The organism is Bacillus sp. BSL6 (assembly GCF_052928345.1).
Map to the genome: position 1 here is coordinate 632,805 of NZ_JAVGCW010000002.1, position 16,542 is coordinate 649,346.

Annotated in this window: 17 protein-coding genes and 1 pseudogene; 3 read left to right on the top strand and 15 right to left on the bottom strand. The window is 35.5% G+C overall.

All coding sequences use genetic code 11. From position 1 onward, the window contains the following. Positions 1–50: 50 nt before the first annotated feature. Positions 51–2,168, bottom strand: a complete 2,118-nt coding sequence (locus tag RCJ96_RS09495) for a transglycosylase domain-containing protein (RefSeq protein ID WP_074609677.1) — start codon at positions 2,166–2,168, stop codon at positions 51–53. A gap of 127 nt (positions 2,169–2,295) precedes the next feature. Here RCJ96_RS09495 and hmoB point away from each other — a divergent pair, with 127 nt between their 5' ends. Next, the gene (hmoB, locus tag RCJ96_RS09500) at positions 2,296–2,799 is read left to right on the top strand and encodes a heme-degrading monooxygenase HmoB (RefSeq protein WP_074609678.1); all 504 of its coding nucleotides are present in this window, start codon (positions 2,296–2,298) and stop codon (positions 2,797–2,799) included. A 166-nt stretch (positions 2,800–2,965) separates the two neighbouring features. On the opposite strand, the gene RCJ96_RS09505 is transcribed toward hmoB, so the two are convergent. The 11 genes and pseudogenes from RCJ96_RS09505 to RCJ96_RS09555 form a co-directional block, all read right to left on the bottom strand. Beyond that, positions 2,966–4,384 carry a PH domain-containing protein gene (locus RCJ96_RS09505; protein WP_242303946.1) on the bottom strand — a complete coding sequence of 473 codons (1,419 nt, stop codon included), beginning with the start codon at positions 4,382–4,384 and terminating at the stop codon, positions 2,966–2,968. After that, positions 4,377–4,853, bottom strand: coding sequence for a PH domain-containing protein (locus RCJ96_RS09510; RefSeq protein ID WP_001182705.1), 477 nt, complete (start codon positions 4,851–4,853; stop codon positions 4,377–4,379). Before RCJ96_RS09510 ends, RCJ96_RS09505 begins: the two co-directional genes overlap by 8 nt. Before the next feature lie 75 nt (positions 4,854–4,928). Beyond that, positions 4,929–5,225: a protoporphyrinogen oxidase gene (locus RCJ96_RS09515; protein WP_074609682.1), complete on the bottom strand. Its 297-nt coding sequence runs from the start codon at positions 5,223–5,225 to the stop codon at positions 4,929–4,931. Positions 5,226–5,472: 247 nt separating this feature from the next. Then, positions 5,473–6,456, bottom strand: coding sequence for a hypothetical protein (locus RCJ96_RS09520; protein ID WP_074609683.1), 984 nt, complete (start codon positions 6,454–6,456; stop codon positions 5,473–5,475). A gap of 691 nt (positions 6,457–7,147) precedes the next feature. Then, the gene (locus RCJ96_RS09525; RefSeq protein WP_074609685.1) at positions 7,148–7,519 is read right to left on the bottom strand and encodes a DUF1304 domain-containing protein; all 372 of its coding nucleotides are present in this window, start codon (positions 7,517–7,519) and stop codon (positions 7,148–7,150) included. Positions 7,520–7,976: 457 nt separating this feature from the next. Further along, positions 7,977–8,291, bottom strand: a pseudogene (locus tag RCJ96_RS09530) (L,D-transpeptidase family protein); the annotation flags it as partial. Between the two features lie 183 nt (positions 8,292–8,474). Next, complete coding sequence (locus RCJ96_RS09535; protein WP_416504250.1) at positions 8,475–9,008, bottom strand: hypothetical protein; 534 nt, start codon at positions 9,006–9,008, stop codon at positions 8,475–8,477. A gap of 702 nt (positions 9,009–9,710) precedes the next feature. After that, positions 9,711–11,162, bottom strand: coding sequence for a PH domain-containing protein (locus RCJ96_RS09540; RefSeq protein ID WP_242303947.1), 1,452 nt, complete (start codon positions 11,160–11,162; stop codon positions 9,711–9,713). Further along, complete coding sequence (locus RCJ96_RS09545; RefSeq protein ID WP_074609692.1) at positions 11,155–11,631, bottom strand: PH domain-containing protein; 477 nt, start codon at positions 11,629–11,631, stop codon at positions 11,155–11,157. The genes RCJ96_RS09540 and RCJ96_RS09545 overlap by 8 nt, the downstream gene beginning before the upstream one ends. A 79-nt stretch (positions 11,632–11,710) precedes the next feature. After that, positions 11,711–11,878 (bottom strand): hypothetical protein, encoded by a 168-nt coding sequence (locus tag RCJ96_RS09550; protein WP_000783813.1) that lies wholly within the window; start codon positions 11,876–11,878, stop codon positions 11,711–11,713. 2 nt (positions 11,879–11,880) lie between these two features. Further along, positions 11,881–12,462, bottom strand: coding sequence for a TetR/AcrR family transcriptional regulator (locus RCJ96_RS09555; RefSeq protein WP_074609694.1), 582 nt, complete (start codon positions 12,460–12,462; stop codon positions 11,881–11,883). Between the two features lie 155 nt (positions 12,463–12,617). Here RCJ96_RS09555 and yjcZ point away from each other — a divergent pair, with 155 nt between their 5' ends. Then, the gene (gene yjcZ, locus RCJ96_RS09560; RefSeq protein ID WP_000522744.1) at positions 12,618–12,761 is read left to right on the top strand and encodes a sporulation protein YjcZ; all 144 of its coding nucleotides are present in this window, start codon (positions 12,618–12,620) and stop codon (positions 12,759–12,761) included. A 39-nt stretch (positions 12,762–12,800) separates the two neighbouring features. On the opposite strand, the gene ecsC is transcribed toward yjcZ, so the two are convergent. From ecsC to ecsA, 3 genes are read right to left on the bottom strand one after another with little or no spacing between them, the layout of a single operon-like run. Continuing rightward, positions 12,801–13,508 (bottom strand): ecs operon protein EcsC, encoded by a 708-nt coding sequence (gene ecsC, locus RCJ96_RS09565; RefSeq protein ID WP_000634131.1) that lies wholly within the window; start codon positions 13,506–13,508, stop codon positions 12,801–12,803. Between the two features lie 13 nt (positions 13,509–13,521). Further along, complete coding sequence (gene ecsB / locus RCJ96_RS09570; RefSeq protein WP_074609696.1) at positions 13,522–14,733, bottom strand: ABC transporter permease EcsB; 1,212 nt, start codon at positions 14,731–14,733, stop codon at positions 13,522–13,524. Next, the gene (gene ecsA, locus RCJ96_RS09575; RefSeq protein WP_001292599.1) at positions 14,726–15,469 is read right to left on the bottom strand and encodes an ABC transporter ATP-binding protein EcsA; all 744 of its coding nucleotides are present in this window, start codon (positions 15,467–15,469) and stop codon (positions 14,726–14,728) included. Before ecsA ends, ecsB begins: the two co-directional genes overlap by 8 nt. 559 nt (positions 15,470–16,028) lie before the next feature. On the opposite strand from ecsA, the gene RCJ96_RS09580 reads away from it, so the two are divergent. After that, the gene (locus RCJ96_RS09580; protein ID WP_001016840.1) at positions 16,029–16,463 is read left to right on the top strand and encodes an HIT family protein; all 435 of its coding nucleotides are present in this window, start codon (positions 16,029–16,031) and stop codon (positions 16,461–16,463) included. Positions 16,464–16,542: the final 79 nt, after the last annotated feature.

Below are 16,542 nucleotides of genomic sequence, written 5' to 3' on the forward strand. Positions count from 1 at the left end.
TAAAAACGCTTACTATTTTCACAACATTCTTATTATAACACAGAGAAAAACTATGGTTTAGCTACTTTTGACTTTTCTCCTTCGCGATTCGTTTGTGTGTTATATGGCACAACGTAAAAACTCGGTTTTGAAAAGATGTTAACGAACTTTTCCTCATATTCCCCGGCACCATTTACAGTACCTACATGCGTATGAATTCCATTTTCCACTCTATAAATACGATACATAATTCTTTCATCTGGAAGTGGTGTCCAGCTTAATTTCGCTTTAAATAAACCGAAAGGGCTAAATGCTAATTTCATTTTCACATCTTCAATCTTGCGCAGCCGAATTGGAGCACCGATTGTTTCCACACCTTCTGGTTTCCTAAACTGCTCTTTCTGTTCTACATTTGCTTTCGTTAAAATTTTCTTAAATAATTTTGTTGCTGACGCACTTTCTCCTTGCAACTTATGCTCTTCATCTATGCGGTCATAACCAATCCAAACAGCGCCTACTAAATTTGGCGTATAGCCAACGAACCACATATCTCTCGCTCCATTATCGTCATTTGGTAAGGAAGTTGTACCTGTTTTCCCAGCTAACGCTCCGTTATATACACCGGCTTTCGCTGTCCCTTCCTTTACAACTCCTTCTAACATTTTTGTCATATACCATGCCGTTTGTTTCGAGAAAATTTTCGTTTCTACTTTTGGTGATTCTCCAATGACTGCGCCGTGTCTATTTAACACTTTATCAATAACGTGCGGCTCAATAATATCACCATTTGCTAAAAACGCACGATACATTTTCACAAGATCAAATGTTGAAACACCATTTTTCAATCCGCCAAGCGCTGTGCTTAAACCAGCATCGGCAATGTGAACATTTCCTTTCTCTAAATATTGCTTTCCTTCTTCTACCCCTAACTCATTTAATAAAGAAACTGCTGGTACATTTGCTGACTCTAAAATCGCATCGTACATCGTTATTTCTTTCGAATATTCACGGTTATAGTTTCGAGGTTCATACCCTTCAAAAGAATGTCTTTCATTCGTCAATAAAGAATACGGATTATACTTTTTCGTTTCGAGTGCTGGCGCATAGACGATAAGTGGTTTTAGCACAGAACCGGGCTGTCTTTTTGCAAAAACACGATTGAACCCTCTCGGAACGTACTTTCTTCCGCCAATCGCCGCTTTAATGCCGCCTGTACGATTATCCATTAATAAAAATGCACCTTGCGCCCCCTCTTCTTTCCCAGGGAAATTTCTTGCATCTTGAAACTGGTTATATGCTACCTTTTGAATTTTTTCATCCATCGGTACGACAAACGTATATCCTCCGCGAAGTACTTCTTGATGAGACAATCCATATAAACGTGCTGCTTCATCTATGACCATATCAATATACGGCATATATGCAAGCTCATTCTCATCTAAGTTTTTATAGAGAGCGATTGTCTTTCCTTGATAACGTACGCTTTCTTCGGCAGTCAAATAGCCTTGTTTATGCATAAGTGACAATACGAGATCGCGGCGTTCTTTACTCTTCTCTGGAGAAAAATAAGGTGAATATCCGTTTGGCGACTTCGGAAGACCTGCAAGCATTGCTCCTTCTTCTACTGTTAAATCTTCTACATTTTTATTAAAATATAACTTTGCTGCTGCTTGAATACCGTAAGCTCCATGGCCAAAATAAATATGATTCATATACATTTCAAGAATTTGTTGCTTCGTATATTTTTGCTCTAATTGAAGGGAAATTGCAACTTCCTTCAACTTACGCGTAAATGTTTTTTCACGAGTTAAAAAAACGTTTTTAGCAAGTTGCTGCGTAATCGTACTGCCGCCTTCGACCTTCCCTCCAGCTAACGTGTCTTTATAAAGAGCACGAAATATAGACGGGTAATCAATTCCTTGATGCTCATAAAAACGAGAATCTTCCACCGCAACGAACGCCTGCTGCACATATTTCGGAATTTGCTCGATTGGCACCAAGTCTCTATTTTCTACGTATAATTTCGTAATTTCTTTCCCCTTCTGGTCAACGATACGTGATGAAGAGTGGAAAACGAGCTGCTTTTCATCCATCATATAGCCACCAGCTAACACAATTAGTTTATAAAGGACAATCGCTAATACAAGCGTTGCTAACCCACCTAATAAAGTCCACTTCACTTTCTTCATACATCGGCCTTCTTTCCAAATGATGGTACATTTATTATTTGAAAAAGAGGTATCTTTATGTATATAATCTTCGAAGTTTTTTAAGAGAGTTGATATAATAGAAACAAATAAATAAGGGGGCATTAAAATGAAGGCTATTATTTCATACGAAACACCTCTAGAACAAGCACATTTCACTGCAAAAAATGATGAAAAAAATATGTTTTATAAAGAAAATACAGAAGAATCTGTAGAAGGATCTCTTAAGTATGACGTACTAGACGCTGTTGGAGAATTTAAAGGACAACCTGGCTATATCGTTTGTAACAACATTTCTGTAACAGACGAAGGTCGCCCAGTATTTGAAAACCGTTTTAAAAACCGCGCAGGCCTTATTGAAAACGAACCAGGATTCCAAGCAATCCGCGTTCTACGCCCATTAAGTAACGATACATATGTCATCTTAACGATGTGGGAAACAGAGCAAAACTTTAAAGACTGGACAGAATCTCGTTCATTCGAAAATGCTCATAAAAAACGTCCTGCCCAAGCAGAAGGACAAGCTCCAGCTCAGGCGCATCCACATGCAGAACAGCAAAAGAGTATTTTCTCTCGTCCGTCTTTCGTGACTACTTTTGATGTGTTAGTTTAGGGTTTTGGAGTTCGAAGTTTGAAGGTCACAGTATTTGAAATTATATCGGCGATTTTCTGAATATATCGGCGATTTCCCGAATATATCAACGATTTTTTCAATATATCGACGATTCGACAAAGAATATCGACTTATCGACAAATGACGACATAAAAAGGAAACACCGTTACACACCGGTGTTTCCTTTTTCTTTGTACCAATTATATATACAAAGCGCATCTTCTTTTTGCATATGTTTCACTTTGTAAGGATGCCCCGCTACTGATACGGTAGCTGCACATAGCTCGTCTTTCTTTTGAAAATACGACTGACTGTATCCGACTGCTTGAACATGCCTTCTTCGCATGATTCCTGTATATTTCGCGAGTCCTCGGTACACCATGACTAACTGATTTTCTCGTATCATATAACCACTACTTGTATACCGAGCGTATGCAAGTAACGTAAATATAATGAATAGTGGTATGAGAGTGAATAACGCAATATTTTGTTTAAAATATATACTCGCACCTATGATTGGCACAGTGAGTACGGCACTTGCAATCCAGCCCATGATGACATAACGACGTAATGCTGCTTTCGGTAAATGAACGATTTCCGCTTCCATTTCATACGGCAACTGTAAATATGCGAGTAACTGCTGCACATCTTTTTTCTTCATAAAAGGATGTAACATCACTTCATTTCCTGCCGCTTCTATACTTTGAATGACTTCTACTTCGACAGAGCAATATCCGAAAGGCTGGCGGAGAATGCCTTCTTTCACCGTAATCGCTTGAATACGGTGTAATTTTAAAACAAACTCTTTCTTATCAAATAAACCTTGCACGATGCGAACTTCATTTCCGTTTCGCTCAATTTTAAAGTTCGCATATTTTAATGCATAACCTGCTGTTGAAATGACCCACGACACTGCCATTAAAATCGCCGCCATAACGATTAATTCATATACACCGTTATCCATCACATACGCTTCCACTTTATTGATGAGCCATTCTGGTAAAAATTGATTAAACTCTGTGTAAAGGATGACTAACATAGAAAACACTAATCCAAATCTGCCAGATGTAATAGATGCTGCTAAAATCTCTTTCGTTGTTAACTGATATACCGTCTTACTTCCTTCTTCCGCAGGCCCTTCTTCACTCACAACACTTCTTTCTTTATGTAATAAAGCAATGAGTTCCTTCGCTTCATCTTCTCTAATACCCGCCAACATCACTTCTGGCTCAGTACCGCCGCCTGCTACTTCTATATTTAATTTCGTCAGTCCGAGCACTTGATACATGATGTTAGAAGACGTACTAATATTTTGCACACGTTCTTTATTTAAATAACTTTCTTTCTTAACGAACACACCGTGCTTTATATGTAAAATATTACTTTCGACCCAGTACACTTTGAAATACCATTTTATCGCTGAGAAAATTGTCATAATGAATAATATGGCTAAAAGAACGAGATGAAAGAAATACCAAGGTTTTACTTGACCATCTGATTTAAATAAAACAAGGAAAATAAAAGGCAATAAACCCGCAACTCGAATACCTAATAAAATCGTGATCGGATGTTGCCTCTTATACATCCTCATCACTCACTTTCGCAAGTTCTCCAATTTGTCTTTTCAACTGCTCTGCTTCTTCTTTCGTTAAACCTGGAATACTATGAGAAGTTGCTGCTGTTGAAATATGTAATTCTGCTAAATTGTACTTTCTCATAATCGGGCCCTGTTCAATCGTTACGTGCTGCACACGAATCATGGGAATAAGCACACGTTTTACAACGAACATTCCCTTTTGAATCTCAATCTCTTCTTCATTTAATCTGTAACTATAATAGCGCTGACGTAAATTTGGAAATACAAAATAATCGAGCGGAATAAATAGAATAGCTCCTGTGACTAACAAGCCAAACAACCAACCCCACCAATTAAAATTGATCATAAAAAAGAAATACGCAATTACGACTGCTAGTATAACTGCCGCCCCAATTAAAGCATGAATTCGCCACACTTTCAGCATATTAGAATGAATCTCCCTTTCTAACGGCTGCATCTCATCACTCCAATTATATGAATTTATTACTTATATATTAGTTGGTATATACATTTTTGTAAAATTATAGTTTTTTTACATCGTATCGAGAACTTCTTTAAAATTCCCTTCATTAATGGAATACACTTGAAACTGAATGTAATCTATCTCATTCGTATCTGGCTTAGCAAATGGCAAAATGTTAAATCTAGAAGCCGATCTTCCTAGCATATCTACAATCATAAGAGAAACGTCAATATACTCGAAGTCTACACAGAATACGACTGCTTCTCCCATACATTCATACTCTTTAATCGCATCATAAGACTTATTGGCACTAATTAACATTACTTTTAATAGTTGGTTCAAATTTTCTGGTTTAAAATTAATCATATACGTGGCTCCTTTTTCAACAAAACACTACAAAAATAGTGTAATCTTATACTTTCATAGCTTCACACATCAATTATATTAAAAATAAAGCTAGTTTTTTATAAATTTTTTGATATAATTACTTACGGGAAAAGGGAAGAATTTTGTCTTCCCTTGTGTTTTTATTTGCATCTAGTACTTTTGCTAGATGCTTTTTTTTACGCTAAAAAGGTATCCTCAAACACTTTGAGGATACCTTTCCATTAATTTAGTGCACTTCAACAATTGTACCATCTTCAAATACTTTAAATACGCCAGTAAATCCTGATCCAGCTGCGCCTTCTATTTTATATGTCGTACGCACTCTAATTTGATAATATTTCTTTCCATTCTCTACTTGCGTATTTTCTAGCATATAATCATAGTCTTCTTTATATTCATTTTTAATATATTCTTTCGCTTTCTCAAAAGTAAATGCATCTTGAGTCTTTCCTGTTTCTACCTTTTGGTTCTTCTCTGTCGTTACCTTCTGGTTCTTTTCTGTTTCTACTTTTTGAGTCTTCTCTGCCGTTACCTTTTGGTTCTTTTCTGCTTCTACCTTTTGAGGCTTCTCTGTCGTTACCTTTTGGTTCTTTTCTGTCTCTGCCTTTTGAGGCTTCTCTGTTGTTACCTTTTGATTCGTTGCTACATTAGTTTTTTCTGCCTTCGCTACCGTTGCATTCTTTTCTGCTTCACCAATTTTAGTAATTAATCCTGAAGCCTTTTTATTATATTCTTCAAGATTTTTGTTATCTTTTGTTTCTGAAACTAGCTTATTTAATATATCTTTCGCTTCTGCGTAATTTTTCTTATTTATTAACTCTTCACTTTTCGTCAGTTGCTCGCTATACTTCTTTTTTTGTTCTAAAATGGCTAGTAATGCTGTTCGTTCTTCCTTGGCCTGCTTTATCAGTGTAGTATTTCCATCCTTCATATTCTCTACTTTTTCAAATGATTGAATTGATTCTTCTATCTCTTTTTCTTCTTTTAACTTCACTGCTTCCATCATGATTTTCGTTTGTTCTACAAGCACTATTGCACCTGAATCGTCTTTTTTCTCATCCAGCGCTCGCTCAAATGATGATAAGGCATTTTTATATTCTTTATTCGTTAACGCGGTCTTCCCTGCATCCATTTCTTTTTCAAAATCTCCATTACTACATCCTGCTAACATTAAAAATGTAATTCCAATTACCGTTAATAACTTCCTCAATGTTTCTCCCCCTATGCATTCCTAAAACAATAACGTCATATGTATAAAAGTCTGTGTAGTAATTAGACTGAAAGTAAATATGTACTTTGTGTGCGGGAAAGGAAGTACATTTCATTTACTATCATTACTTAAAACCCCTAAATAGTTGGTAGTTGGTTTTCTTCTTCTTTTAAGACAGAAAGGAATTTTAATAATGTGCGTAAAGTTCTCACCAGGCTCTTTACTACACACACTCTTATACACATAGGAAAACTATTTTTATTTTGGTAGTTTTTTAACTTTATATATTCTCGGTTGATTGGATATGCACCTTAATTCGTAACATACCGAAAAACATTAGAAAATAAAACGTAACAAAAGTTACATACTGTAACTCATTTGTAACATAAATGTAACACAAGGTTTTTAAACATACAATAGTTTTTTTACATTATTTTCCCCACTTTCTATATTTTAAAGAGTTAATTCGGTTCCAATCCTTGATGTAATACGCATTTTCATAATAATTACGCAAAAAAAGAGAGGATTTACATTTCTAAGTGAAAAGGTACAAAGTTATTATTTTCGCATGTTATACACTTCTTAAGTTGAAGGATATGAAAATGAAAAAATACGCTATTCTTTCCTATGAGCCTACAGAAAGAATAGCGTATTTTTCAAAAATGATTTTTTTTATTCAAACGCTTTGGTTCTATATCACAATTAAAAGGGCAATCAACGCTAATATAGCTGGAAGTCCTTGTTTCACAATAATTGATTTATTAGATGTGAAACCGCCAAAAAGAGCTGCTACTACCACACACATTACAAAAAATAATTGAACCATATAGCCAATTGAATTGAGCCCAAGTATAAGTCCCCAAATGAGACCAACAGCTAAAAATCCATTATATAAACCTTGGTTTGCAAACATAACGGCTACGTTTCGATCTCCTTCTAAATGCTCCGGTAATTTAAAAGCACGTTTTGCCACTTTTGAATTCATAAAAAACATTTCGAGGATCATGATAAATAAATGTTCTAATGCTACGATCCCGACTAAAATAGCTGCGATTATTTCCACAGTATTGTGCCCCCTCTACTTCCTAATATCAAATTTATACTATCTTCTCTTTAATTTTGTAGCTTATATGAAATTCCGCCTTCTTTCTTATCAAATATTAATTGACGCATCAATATTTGATATGTCAATTAATATACAACTCCCCTTTTAGTTTTGCAAGTTTTTTTGCTCAATTCGTTTTATTTTGTTCCGTCAACTTTAAATCAATTCAAAACCTCTGTTCACTCTCTAGAAACTATAGTGTTTTTCAATAACTACAAAGAAAATCAGCTGAATCATCAAATTAATAATTAGTTGTCTCCAAAGACGAAAATTTTATATCATTTTTATTATTTTAGGGGCAGTCCATTTGGTTAGCTCTATGTGCATCAGGATCACACCAACGAAACAAGAATTTCATACTTAACAAAAAAGCATACTAATGAAAGTAGGCTTAAAATTTTTTAAAGTTATCAAATTAATAATTCATCAGTTCATTTTCAGGCGTTTGAATAATAACCGGGTTTTTCCCTGGATCAATCCATCTTAAAATATCAATCACATTTTGTTTATCTACACCTGTACATCCTTCTGTCCATGAAGTAGAGACATGGAAGAAGATCGCACTTCCTTTGTATGGTGTACGTGATTCCGTATTATAATTAATTACGAATCCATAATCATATGCTGGGATATACATATTTTCAGCTGATTTCCATCTATTCCTTACAGGCTTTTCTTGCAGCGTATTATAATATGGAGATTTAGAATCATCTACCCAAACATGATTTGGTTTTGCTTCCAAACTTTCGCAACGTTATTTTCTTACATAGTATTTAATTCACTTGATTATCAAAAAGGAATCCTATTATTTATGTATATTAGTGTTATCAGTCTTAAACTACAAAATAAATAATCAAAAGGTTTCCTATAAACTCAACCACTAAAAAATCCTCTAATCCATTAAAATGTATAATTAATCTTCAGTTTGCTTTAATCGAAATATACTTATTCCTTTTTCCTTAGCCATGTTTTCAAGATTACTCTCTAAATATTCATAGACTTCTTCAATAGAATCTTTAGACAGAAAAATATGTTCTAAATCCAAAGGATCTTTAACCGTTATACTTTTTTTAGAAAAAAGATTTATGATTTGTGGCAAAACACGTATAGTTTCGCACTCTAAATGTAGTCGTCTTCCATTTTTCAAATTGAGAATTAAGTCTAAATTAATTCGAGTCCCAGGAAGGAAAAGAACAGCGGTGAGCTTCTTAACAACAGAAATCTCTATATTGCTAATTTCGCTGTACATAAACTCTTCTACCGGCTCTTTCTTTTTTTTAATTCTAAGTGCCTCACAAAGTGTGATGGTAATATTATGCTCTCCCAAAGTAGTTATACAAAAAGGGTGTAATTTACTAGCATATGCAGGATAATATCTTCCTTCTAATTCAATAAATGTTGGTAATATTCTATTTTCGGAATACAACAAAAATTCTTCCTTTTTCATAACCATTCCACCTTATAAATATATTATTAAAACAACATTTAACAACAAATGCTTAAATATATCACAAATAAAATCTAAAATTTTACTAATTAGGATAAAGTTGGTCTACAATTATTTTACCACAATCTCGAATATATGTATTGTCTTGTCCGTATTTCAGACATTTTCCTTATTTTCACTTATATTTATCGATTTACTGCCAGTATTTTATTTAAGAAAAGAAACACATCCGCCTTCCAATTGCTACGTTTATGAATAATCTAACGGGTGATGATACAAACTTTTCTAACCCCAAGTTGGAACAAATACAAAATGTACCCCCTCGAATAGACTTTTTTTAGTGTCTATTCGAGGGAGTATTTCTGGTTTTGTTACAAGATATCTATTAAACTATACATATACACATTTTCACCATAACTATCAATTTCAAATCCTATAGTGAATACAAAATCACCAAACTCCCCCTATATTTTACCATGTGAATATTTTTAAAAACATACTAACGTCCCTATAACAACTGTTTTAGGACCGAACTCTATTCATAAAAGCAGAAGAATTTTCCCCTTACCATCGTATATTTGAAGAAATATCATTGAAATAAATAGACTTAATGGAAAATAAAAATATAAAACTCAAATTATTTCCTATCATCTTCACAAAAAAAAAAACAGCCCGCCTTCCGCAAAAGACGAGCCATTCCATTTAATTCTCACTTATTCTCTTCTTATACCAATTCTGCATTCTCTCCGCATCTTCTACTCTCGTATGCTCTAATTTATAACTCGATGATGCGCTCGAAAACTTATACGTACATAAATCCGCGCGGCGCTGGAAATAGGATTGCGTCTTTTCCATCGATTGGACGTGTCTTCTTCTAATAAGTCCTGTATATTTTCCGACGCTGCGATATACAAGTGTAATTTGCTCTCCGTTTACACTGTAACCATTTGTTTTAAATGTTACGTAACCAAGTATAAAGATGAGGACCGCAAGCGGAATGAGTGCCCACATGATGAAGTGCTTTTCAAAGTATATACTTATTCCAATAAGCGGGATAGCTAGCATTGCGAAAAAGATGAAGCTATCAATGAGATAGCGGCGTAATGCTGCTTTTGGTAATGAAATAATATTTGTATTCAGTTCGTATGGTAGTTGTAAATGCGAGAGTAACTGTTGTACTCGGTCTTTTCGGATGATTGGATGCAGTGTAACTTTTTCTTTTTCGTCACCCGTTCCCTTACTTTGAATCACTTCTACTTGCACAGCACAATAGCCGAATGGCTGACGTAAAATACTTTCTTTTATCGTAATCCCTTGAATACGATGTAACTTTAGGACGAGTTCTTTCTTCTCAAGTAATCCTTGTGAAATGCGGACTTCGTCATTTCTTCGATTTACTGTGAAATCTCCATGTTTTAGCGCATAACCGATTGTAGATATAATCCACGAAAGGACGAGCAAAATAACTACCATGAAAATCCAGCCGTATATATCATATTCCATTACATACGACTTTACGTCATTCTCTATCCATTTCGGAATGTACTCCTCTACTTGGTGATACACGAAAAAGATTAACCAGAATAATAGCCCAAACTGACCCGATGTAACAGATGCTAGTAAAATTTCTTTCCAAGTCAATTTATATTCTGTCGTTTGTTTTTCTTCTGTAACGATTTCTTTTTCTATTGCATGTTCCGCTTTTTCGTCTAGCGTTCCTTCTGCTTTCATTTCTGGAGTTGGCTCATTTAGCAAAGCAATAAGCTCAGTTGCCTCTTCTACTGTAATACCGGCTAAGCTAACCTCCGCATCATCTCCCCCGCCAGCTGTTTCAATTTGGATTTTCTTTAAGCCAAGCATTTGATATAACACGTTAGAACTTGTATTAATCGTTTGAACACGTTCTTTATTTAAGTAGCTCTCCTTCTTCACAAAGAGACCTTGTTTCACATGTAATACGTTATTTTCAATCCAATATACTTTGTAATACCAGCCTACGATAGCTGAAACAATCGTGATTACCGCAAAACCGATAGGAACTAAATACCAAAATGGGAACTTTCCTTTTAAACTAAAGAGAAAAATAATAAATGGTATAAAATCTGTTATTTTTAATTCTAATAACATCGTGATTGGATGTTGCCTCTTATACATCCTCATCACTCACTTTCGCTAATTCTGCAATTTTCGTTTTCAACATTTCTGCTTCATACATCGTTAAGCCTGGGACGCTGTGAGAAGTTGCTGCTGTTGAAATGTGTAATTGTGCTAAGCCATATTTCCTCATAATTGGCCCTTGTTCAATCGTCACGTGCTGTACACGAATCATCGGTACTAATACGCGCTTTACGACGAAAAGACCGTGCTGAATTTCAAGTTCTTCTTCATTTAGTTGGTAGCTGTAATAACGTTGACGTAGTTTGGGGAATACGAAGTACTCCAATGGTGCTAACGCAACTGTTAAACCGATTAACACGTACAAAATCCACGCCCACCAATCAAACTTTATCATGAGGAAAAGGTAAGCTAAAATGACAAGAATACCGATTCCTTCTTCAATTACAGCCCGAACTTTCCACACCTTGACCATGTCAGGGTGAATTTTATTTCTCAATGGATCCATGTAACCACTCCAAATCTAGTAATCTAATATATAAATAGTCTCAATCTATATTTTACATAACCTTACAGAAAATTGAAATTTAATCTTCTTTCTTCTCAGGTATAAAATATCCGAACCAAAGTAGCCAAATGAAACCGATTAACTTCATCCAATTTCCATCCGCTTGAAAAGCTTCTATCATGCCTGGAATTTTATACACCCCAATGAACCCAAGAAAACCGAGCCACCAGTTTTTTTGCATTTTCATCTTTACTCCTCCTTCATGACGTTTTTCACATTTCGAATCCAAATTTCTTTATACTTTAACTGAAATCCCATGAGCATGTAATTGCTCATATTATCAATTACGAGCGCTAGCGTATGAGCGTTTTCTTCCGTTGCATCTTGTGACACAACGCCTAGTCCCGCGCCTTTCTTCAATAGATCGTGGAAACCATTTAAAAACTCTTCTTGTATTTCAAATAAGCGTTTCTGATACTTTTCATTTCGCGCCGCAGTTACGATAAATTCATTTATGACCCGCAGTATTCCTTCTTGTCCTTCATATTCAGATAGCATATGTAAACCATCTGCGATTAACTTTTCTGCAAAATTTTCTCTCGTATATTGCTCTTTATCAAAATAACTCACGAAATGATATCCAGAAAAAACTTCTTCAAATAAAAAGTCCACTAACGCTTCTTTAGAAGAAAAATGATAATAAATAGCCGGTTTTGAAATTCCCACCTCTTTCGCAATCATGGAAAGGCTCATCTTCTCAATGCCGTGCTCTGCCATAAGCTTAAATGATGCCTCTACAATATTTTGCGATGTTTGTAAATTCTTTGTCATACTGTACCTCACTTATTTTTACTTACCGGTCGGTAAGTAAATTATAAAATGAAACGAAATGATTTTCAAGTTAGTTAGCGCTCCAGGAGGAATTTATTGGTAAATGAAGAAAAATATAAAACAAAAGCAATATATAACAATAAGGAGGCTAGCATATGGGACTTGGTGGTAAAGGTGGTAGTGGCGGTAACGGCGGTGGTGAAGCTGGACAAGCTGGTAAGAGCGGATTTTCATTCATCATTGTGCTTTTTGTCGTATTGATTATAGCTGGCGTTAGCTATATCGGACTTGGCTTCTAAAAAAGGCGTCCTACATTACACATGTAGGACGCCTTCCTTTTAATTCCTATTTAATAATCGCATACGATAACAATTCATCGTTACTTCTCCAAGTCGTTGCAGTAATTGATAGTTTGCATATGCGCCGACCGGGGCACCGATTATTGGTACAAGCTGAAGCATTTTCGCTAAATCGATATAGTCTCGGTACTCTGTTTGGAACTTTTCCCAGTCCATATGATTTTCTTCTTCTGTATCCCACGTTTCGATGGCTTTCCATATTTCTTTTCGGTGTTCGTCACTTGAAAAGGCAAGTTGGAAAACGTGAAGGATAAAAAGGCGCTCTTCTTTGTCGCTCGTATCAAATCCGTACAATGTTGCTGCATCGAATAAAAATTTAATTTTAATGCCGAGTAAAAGCGGAAAGTCAGCAAGGCCAAGGAGAATACCGCCTGCTCCCGTCCCTGCTCCTTCTGCCGCTGCTATTTTTTTGTACTCATCCATTTTTTTACGTACTTCATCGTCTCGTCTTTGCAATGACCAGTTCGTCTCTTTTAATTTCGGCTTTATAAAGTTTGATCCGGCACTAATTGTTTGCACCATCATCCGAATCGTTTCTGTTAATACTTTTTGTACTTTCGCCGGAATAAGCTGCTGTACTTTCGTCTGCACTTTCTTTGAGAACCGTGTCATCATAGAAGAATCTTTCATAAATGTAGCTTTCCACTGCTCCAGTTCTTTTATAACCTTTTCTTCATATGTAATCATAGGTTCATTCCCTTCAATTTAAACGCTCAATACGTTTTGCTCCGTATTGATAAACGAAACCGATACTAAATACTATGCTTACGACTAGTAAAATTCCCGTCATCATGAAATCTTTCGTCGCTAGTAGAAATATAATTGTAAATATAACGCTACCTGTAATAAGAATTGCATTTAATAAAGTAAGAAAATCTTTCTTCTTCTCTTCTCCGCCTACCGGGTACAAATCAAGCCAAATTTTCATGCGGTGATGTTTCCATAAAGTTAATAGCTGATAACCGATTAAGTATAGGAAGATAAGGCTTACGATAAATCGTCCATATAAAAACGGAATGAAGTAAAGAATAATTCCGCCAAGGGCAAGCAAGCGCACATATAAGCCGAAATAGTTACCAGATCTTAAGAACGTTCTCGTATATAAGTATAAATAGGTACGCTTTTCGCCTATCATCGCCAGAATGAAATCAAGCCATTTTCTACGTGCTACTCTCTCTTTTAATGCTGGTACATCAACGAACATATTCGCGATGCGGTACAGCAGCATCATCTTCTTACCTTCTTCAGAAATTAAATACTCCCAGTTTAGTGGTTTTCCCTTCACCATTTGATGCATGATCGCAAGGTATAACACCATGAGAAGAATGATTCCGCCAATAAACATAACGGAAGTACGTTCTACAAGGAAATACACAAATAATCCGTTTAAAATAAAACGAATGAACCAATCGGCTCTTTGTATATTTTGGTCTGTTAAAAATGATTTTTCCCATGCCACGAATAAATTCCACGCTTTTACAATGATAAACGCGATTACAATCCATATATACGCCGCTCCTGTTTGCTTCATTTGCTGGAAGTATAACGGGGCAAGCGCTGCTGCTACGATGGCGATTATGTATAACTGAATCATAAACGTAAAAAGAAATGCCTTTGTGAAGTACGGTTTTAACTTTTCTTCCACTGGCAGTAAGTAAACGAGATCTGCTTCTTTTAATAACGTTTGAATAGATCCGGCTGTTAATACGAGTCCAAGCAACACTGCCATAACGAGCGCAGTCGGAAATGAAGGTGTTAACGTTTGTAACCATTGCTGGTAATAATACGCTCCTGCGCCGATGATGAATACGAAAATAAATTTTAAATGATCATTAAATACGTATTTACTATATGTACGAACTTCTTGTAGAAAGTGACGAAATCGTTCTTTCCATAACGCTGTGCTATTCATAATCTTCTTCCTTCGTTAATGCAATATAAATATCATCTAACGTTGCACCTGGCATATTAAACTGTAATTGCAGCTCAGATAATGTTCCCTTCGCTCTTACTTCGCCTTGATGCAAAATAATGAACGAATCACAATAACGCTCTGCCGTCGCTAAAATATGTGTACTCATTAAAATACCTGCACCACTCTTTTTCATTTGATCCATCATTTGAAGGAGTGATTGGATCGCTAACGGATCAAGCCCAACGAACGGTTCGTCCACAATATAAAGAGATGGCTCCACTAAAAACGCACTCATAATCATTACTTTTTGTTTCATCCCTTTTGAGAAATGAGACGGAAACCATTTCAAACGATTTTTCATACGAAATTCTTGTAATAGTTGTCCTACGCGTTCTTCATATTGTTTTTCATCTACACCGTACGCCATCGCTGTTAACTTCAAATGTTCTTCTAGCGTTAGCTCATCATATAATACTGGTGTTTCTGGGATGAACGAAAAACTAGAACGGTACGCTGTCATATCATCACGAATTGTTTTCCCATTAATTGTGACAGTTCCTTTTTTCGGTTCCATTAAACCAATAATATGTTTAATCGTCGTACTTTTACCTGCTCCATTTAAACCGATTAAGCCGACAAGTTCGCCTTTATTCACAGAGAACGAAACATCTTTTAATACAGGTCGTTTCGTATATCCTCCTGTAACATTTTCTACACGCAATAACTCGCTCATACGACACCACTTTCTTCATTTATATTCGTTCTATATTCATCTTACCAAAAATTACGCTGTACTACATAGTATCGATGCATTCAAAAAAAATTAAAATTTGTTCGCATATATTTTTACGAAAGCGGACATCATAATTAAGGAAGAAGGAACACATTGAAAAAGCGACCACCTATTGATGAGTACAACAACATAGTGAAGTCATCATGAAATGGGGTGTCCAAGTTGGACAAAGGAATTTACACATAACCAGATTATTTGTTTTATTTTCGAAACGGGGTGTCTCCGAAAGAGCATATACTGTTTTAAAAAGTAAACAATTTCATTTAAAAAGATTGCAATTCATTTCACTTGAAAATGGGGTGTCTACGGCAGAAACTTTAGCCGATTTACCGTGCATTTCTTAAAATAAATGAGGTGTCTGCGAAACGTAAATTACGATAATGCTTTTTCAATCCATCTTCAGAAAACAGGAAGCTGAGTCAGCTTCCTGTTTTTCGTGTTTGTTCTCTTATGTAATTATGGTAAAATACGGCTAAGGATATTTGAAAGGATGAGATCGATGAATCATACAGCAGATAATTGTATTTTTTGCAAAATCATTGACGGGCAAATCCCTTGCTCAAAAGTATACGAAGATGAACATGTGCTTGCATTTTTAGATATTAGTCAAGTAACAAAAGGACATACTCTTGTTATTCCAAAAGTTCACAAACAAGACATTTTTGCGTTAACGCCAGAAATCGCATCACACATTTTTTCTGTCGTTCCGAAAATCGCAAACGCGATTAAAGCAGAGTTTAATCCAGTTGGCTTTAACCTACTTAACAATAACGGCGAGAAAGCTGGACAAACTGTGTTCCACTTCCACCTTCATTTAATTCCACGCTACGGTGAAAACGATGGTTTCGGTGCTGTTTGGAAATCACATCAAAATGAATACACAATGGAAAATTTACAAAACATCGCAAGTACAATTGCAAATAGTGTGAAATAGTGACACTATAATAAGAAGTAATACATAACAAGCCACTTTCCTAAAGTGATTAAATATTGCACGGCTTGTTTCTCCACTC

What these genes read in the sequence shown, in the direction of transcription:
- yjcZ (WP_000522744.1), top strand. Translation starts at nt 12,618, where the DNA reads ATGGGACTTGGTGGTAAAGGTGGTAGTGGCGGTAACGGCGGTGGTGAA.
- ecsA (WP_001292599.1), bottom strand. Translation starts at nt 15,469, where the DNA reads ATGAGCGAGTTATTGCGTGTAGAAAATGTTACAGGAGGATATACGAAA.
- RCJ96_RS09580 (WP_001016840.1), top strand. Translation starts at nt 16,029, where the DNA reads ATGAATCATACAGCAGATAATTGTATTTTTTGCAAAATCATTGACGGG.
- RCJ96_RS09535 (WP_416504250.1), bottom strand. Translation starts at nt 9,008, where the DNA reads ATGAAAAAGGAAGAATTTTTGTTGTATTCCGAAAATAGAATATTACCA.
- RCJ96_RS09515 (WP_074609682.1), bottom strand. Translation starts at nt 5,225, where the DNA reads ATGATTAATTTTAAACCAGAAAATTTGAACCAACTATTAAAAGTAATG.
- ecsC (WP_000634131.1), bottom strand. Translation starts at nt 13,508, where the DNA reads ATGATTACATATGAAGAAAAGGTTATAAAAGAACTGGAGCAGTGGAAA.
- RCJ96_RS09540 (WP_242303947.1), bottom strand. Translation starts at nt 11,162, where the DNA reads ATGTATAAGAGGCAACATCCAATCACGATGTTATTAGAATTAAAAATA.
- RCJ96_RS09545 (WP_074609692.1), bottom strand. Translation starts at nt 11,631, where the DNA reads ATGGATCCATTGAGAAATAAAATTCACCCTGACATGGTCAAGGTGTGG.
- RCJ96_RS09550 (WP_000783813.1), bottom strand. Translation starts at nt 11,878, where the DNA reads ATGAAAATGCAAAAAAACTGGTGGCTCGGTTTTCTTGGGTTCATTGGG.
- RCJ96_RS09555 (WP_074609694.1), bottom strand. Translation starts at nt 12,462, where the DNA reads ATGACAAAGAATTTACAAACATCGCAAAATATTGTAGAGGCATCATTT.
- hmoB (WP_074609678.1), top strand. Translation starts at nt 2,296, where the DNA reads ATGAAGGCTATTATTTCATACGAAACACCTCTAGAACAAGCACATTTC.
- RCJ96_RS09505 (WP_242303946.1), bottom strand. Translation starts at nt 4,384, where the DNA reads ATGTATAAGAGGCAACATCCGATCACGATTTTATTAGGTATTCGAGTT.
- RCJ96_RS09495 (WP_074609677.1), bottom strand. Translation starts at nt 2,168, where the DNA reads ATGAAGAAAGTGAAGTGGACTTTATTAGGTGGGTTAGCAACGCTTGTA.
- ecsB (WP_074609696.1), bottom strand. Translation starts at nt 14,733, where the DNA reads ATGAATAGCACAGCGTTATGGAAAGAACGATTTCGTCACTTTCTACAA.
- RCJ96_RS09510 (WP_001182705.1), bottom strand. Translation starts at nt 4,853, where the DNA reads ATGCAGCCGTTAGAAAGGGAGATTCATTCTAATATGCTGAAAGTGTGG.